We start from the raw sequence: 4,009 nt of genomic DNA on the forward strand, positions 1-4,009 counted from the left end.
GCGGCTGCCGCCGCGACTCCGGAGAACGGGATCTCCAGTTGCAGCAGGAGGCTTCGCGATCCCGCGATCAGCTCCTCGTCCCCGGGAGCGAGGTCGTCGACGGTGCCGTTGGCCGCCGGTACGACGATGATCGAGTTGCCGCCTTCGGAGTCGACCGTGATGTGGGCGGTGCCGCTGCGGCCCTCGACGGTGCGCAGGCCGCGGGTGTCCACCCCGGACTCGGACAGGTTCGCGCGGATCTGGGTGCCGAACTCGTCCCGGCCCACCGCGCCGATCATGCGCACGTCCGCCCCCGCCTTGGCCGCGGCCAGCGCCTGGTTGGCGCCCTTGCCGCCGGGAACGGTGGTGAACCGGTGCCCGAGCACCGTCTCACCCCGGTTCGGAGCGGTGTCCACGTAGGCCACCAGGTCCATGTTGCAGCTTCCGAATACCGTCAGAGTCGTCGTCACGCCGCCCATCATCGCTGATCGGCGCGCGGGTCCGGCCCCGACCGCTGGGTCCGGGCCCGACACCGGACGTACGATCGGCCCGACCGCCCGAGGGAGAGAGCGAGAAGCGGTGGACTACGTGGTGACGGCGGAGCTCGAACCGCCGGTCGATGCGACTGAGCTGGACGCCCTGCAGCGCGAGGGGGTCGCCGCGCTGCTCGACCGCCAGCTGGCGCTGGTGGAAGGCGTCGCCGGGCCCGCCGAGGCCGAAATCGACGTGCTCGACTACCGCATCACCGTGCACCCCAGCGGCGCCAGCGTGGTGCTCGCGCTGGACGCGCCCGCGCTGCTGCCCGCGGAGCAGGCCGCGGCGACCGTGCTCAACGAGCTGATCGGGGAGAGCGAGCTGCTGGTCGGCTGGAGCGTGGCGCATTCCGAGGTCCGGATCACCGAGGACGAGTTCAACGAGAGCCTGGCCGCGGCGGAGCGGATCGGTGCGGCCGACGACTCCGGGCTGGAGGCCGCCATCGAGGAGGCGCTGGAGAGCGCCGAGGAGTCCGAGGCCACGCTCGACACCGAGCAGTGGCGCAGCAGGCTCACCGAGCTGTCCGGGCGGCTGCGGGCGTTCGACCTCGACGCGTTCGGGACGGACTCCGCCGAGACCGCGCGGCTGGCGGCCGGGGCGCTGATCCACGCCGTGCGGGTGGTCACCGACGAGATCTTCTACGACGAGCTGGCGCTGGCGATCAACAACGCCACCGCCGACGACGCGGTGGGGCTGCTGGTGCTGGAGGAGCTGCCGCAGTGCTACGAGCACCGGTACGACTCGTGGTTCGCCCGGGCGTTCCTGCTGTCGTCGGCCGCGGTGGCGTCGCGGCTGACCGACCGGGACTGGACCCCGCCGCGGACCGTCGCCGAGGCGCTCGCGCTGCGCCTGTTCGTCAACGAGGCGCAGGTGCTGCTGGAGGCGGCGGAGCTGATGACCTGGGACGAGGGCGAACCGGTGTTCGCGGCCTTCGCCCGGCGGGCGTTCGCCGACACCGGGCACGAGGACCTCTACCTGGTGGACTTCATGCCGCTGGGTGATTCCGAGGACCAGCTCAGCGCCCGGCTGGAGGCGCAGTTCCGGGAGCGGGGGCTGACCTTCGAGCAGTGGTTCGCCCCTCGGGAGAGCGAGGCCGGGATGCATCCGTACCTGCGTCCCTCCTCCGAGGAGCACCCCACCGAGGCGTGAGTGGCTGTCTCCGGGGGCGTTTTGGGTGGCGGTGCGGGTGGCGGAACCTCAGGCGCCGCCTCGCTGCGGGATCTTTTCCCGACGTATGTCCAATACGACGGAAAAAGCTGTCCTCGCCGAGGAACGCCTGAGAACCCGCGGCGGTGCCGGTTGGTCGGGTGGGCTAAGCGGCTTCGCCGCTTGAAGACGATGGCTGGGTTGGGCGTTGCTTGGGGGCGCGGCGGCGTAGTTCCGGTTTGGCCAGTGCCGGGGGCGTGTAGTCGATGTCCGATGGGTTGAGGTCGGTGCCGGGGGCTACGACGGCGTCGATGCGGTCCAGCACGTCGTCGTCGAGGCGGACGTCGGCGGCGCCCAGCACGTCGGCGAGCTGACCGGTGGTGCGCGGGCCGAGGATCACCGAGCTCACCGCCGGGTGGCTCGCGGCGAAGGCCAGCGCCAGGTGGGTCATCGACAGCCCGGCGTCGTCGGCCACCCGCGCCAGTTCCTCGACCGCGGCCAGCTTGCGCTGGTTGCCCGGCAGGCCGAGGTCGAACTTGTGCGCGATCATGCGGCGGAAGTCGTTGAGCTCGATCTCGGTGCCGCGCCGGTAGCGGCCGGTCAGCCAGCCGCTGTTGAGCGGGCTCCAGGTGAGCACGCCCATCCCGTACTTCTGCGCGGTCGGGAGCACCGACCGCTCGATGCCGCGGACGAACACCGAGTACGGCGGCTGCTCGGTGTGGAAGGCGATGTGGTTGCGCTCCCGCGCGACCCACTGCGCCTCGACGATCCGCTCGGCCGGGAAGTCCGACGAGCCGATCGCCATGATCTTGCCCGCGCGGACCAGGTCCGACAGCACCGACAGGGTTTCGTCCAGGTCGGTGTGGTGGTCCGGCCGGTGGACCTGGTAGAGGTCGATGCGGTCGGTGTCCAGCCTGCGCAGGCTGTCCTCGACCGCGCGGGTGATCCACCGGCGGGAACTGCCGCCCTGGTTGGGATCCCCGCCCATCGGGAAGAAACCCTTGGTGGCGAGCACGACCTCGTCGCGCCTGCCCTTGAGCGCCTTGCCGATGATCCGCTCGGACTCCCCTCCGGAGTACATGTCGGCGGTGTCGACCAGGTTGACGCCCGCGTCGAGCGCGTCGTGCACCAGCCGGATCGCGTCGTCGTGGTCGGAGTTGCCCCACTCGCCCAGCATCATCGTGCCGAGCGCGAACTCGCTGACCGAGATGCCGGTGCGGCCGAGAATCCTGCGTTGCATCGGTTTTTCCTCCCTGTGCTCGGTTTCCAGCTTCGCCGGGGCGGTGGCCCGCAGGCAGGGCGGAGTCATCCTGGGTGCGGCACCACCAGGCTGGGAGCACGGAAAAAGGCGCCTCCCCGGCGGGGAGACGCCTTTTCGACCGCCTGGTCAGCTCTGGTTGCGCAGCGAGAACGGCGGCACGGTGCAGCCGATCAGGCTCGCCTCGTCGATCGTCGCCGGCTGGTAGGAACTCCTCGGGAACGACTCCAGCAGCACGTTCGTCGGGTCGTCGATCGGCTCGACGCGGCCGAACAGGAACGCCCACTCGTGCTCGTCGGAACCGAAGTAGGTCACGGTGTCGAACAGCGACTGGAACCGGTTGTAGGCGCGGATCAGCGTCTTGTTCCGCCACACCGTCGGGCAGCCCGCCTGGACCGCGACGACGCCTCCCGGCGACAGCACGGTCTGCAGGCGCTGGAGGAACTCCAGGCCGTAGAGCCGGTTGTGCTGGCCGTCCTGGTCGTCCTCGCGCTCGTCCGGCAGGTCGACCACGACCACGTCGTAGCCCTCCGGTGGCGCCTGGTCGAGGAAGGTCGCGCCGTCGGCGTAATGCAGCCGGATCGGGCCCGCACCGCTTTCCAGGGCGGGCAGCTCGTCCAGCGCGTAGCCGTAGGGCAGGTGCTCGGCGCAGGCCTCGACGCACTCGCGGTCGATGTCGACGTGGTCCACGCGGGTCGCGCCCGCCTGGACCGACATCTGGCTCGCGACTCCCTCGCTGGAACCGATGATGAGCACCCGCTCCACCTTCTCGGCGAGCAGGAACGCGGGCACCATCATCGCCTCGTGGTAGACGAGCTGGGAGAAGTCGGTGCTCTGCCGGTCGTCGTCGCAGAACAGCGAGATCCCCTGGTCGGTGCGGCCGATCACCACGTGCTGGTACTCGGTGTCGCCCTCCCACAGCACCTCGTCGATCCGCCAGAGCCTGCGCATCCCCTCGCCCATCGGCTCCTGGATCCAGCGGTGCCCGTCGAGTTCCATCAACGCGAGGTCCTCCTTGTCAACGTCGGAGCCGGTCACGACGCGGGGAAGTCGTGGCCGCGGTGGATGGTCTGAGTATTCACCGAAGTCGGG

The 4,009-nt window shown here is 70.4% G+C and carries 4 protein-coding genes; 1 reads left to right on the plus strand and 3 read right to left on the minus strand.

What is annotated here, in order from left to right; genetic code table 11:
* Window positions 1-449: PfkB family carbohydrate kinase (locus ABD691_RS26035; RefSeq protein WP_344684062.1), on the minus strand; the 449-nt coding region annotated here is incomplete at its 3' end.
* 109 nt (window positions 450-558) lie between these two features.
* On the opposite strand from ABD691_RS26035, the gene ABD691_RS26040 reads away from it, so the two are divergent.
* Complete coding sequence (locus tag ABD691_RS26040) at window positions 559-1,662, plus strand: hypothetical protein (RefSeq protein WP_344684064.1); 1,104 nt, start codon at window positions 559-561, stop codon at window positions 1,660-1,662.
* Between the two features lie 163 nt (window positions 1,663-1,825).
* Here the strand turns inward: ABD691_RS26040 and ABD691_RS26045 are convergent, their stop codons facing one another.
* Both ABD691_RS26045 and ABD691_RS26050 read right to left on the minus strand, forming a co-directional pair.
* Complete coding sequence (locus tag ABD691_RS26045) at window positions 1,826-2,899, minus strand: aldo/keto reductase (RefSeq protein ID WP_344684066.1); 1,074 nt, start codon at window positions 2,897-2,899, stop codon at window positions 1,826-1,828.
* A gap of 147 nt (window positions 2,900-3,046) precedes the next feature.
* Window positions 3,047-3,916, minus strand: coding sequence for a spermidine synthase (locus tag ABD691_RS26050; RefSeq protein WP_344684068.1), 870 nt, complete (start codon window positions 3,914-3,916; stop codon window positions 3,047-3,049).
* Window positions 3,917-4,009: the final 93 nt, after the last annotated feature.

It is taken from the genome of Saccharopolyspora taberi, assembly GCF_039534165.1.
In the GTDB taxonomy this organism is placed as follows: Bacteria; Actinomycetota; Actinomycetes; order Mycobacteriales; family Pseudonocardiaceae; genus Saccharopolyspora_D; species Saccharopolyspora_D taberi.

Excerpts from the sequence above, each read along its gene's own strand:
- ABD691_RS26050 (WP_344684068.1), bottom strand. The coding sequence starts at position 3,916 with ATGGAACTCGACGGGCACCGCTGGATCCAGGAGCCGATGGGCGAGGGG.
- ABD691_RS26045 (WP_344684066.1), bottom strand. The coding sequence starts at position 2,899 with ATGCAACGCAGGATTCTCGGCCGCACCGGCATCTCGGTCAGCGAGTTC.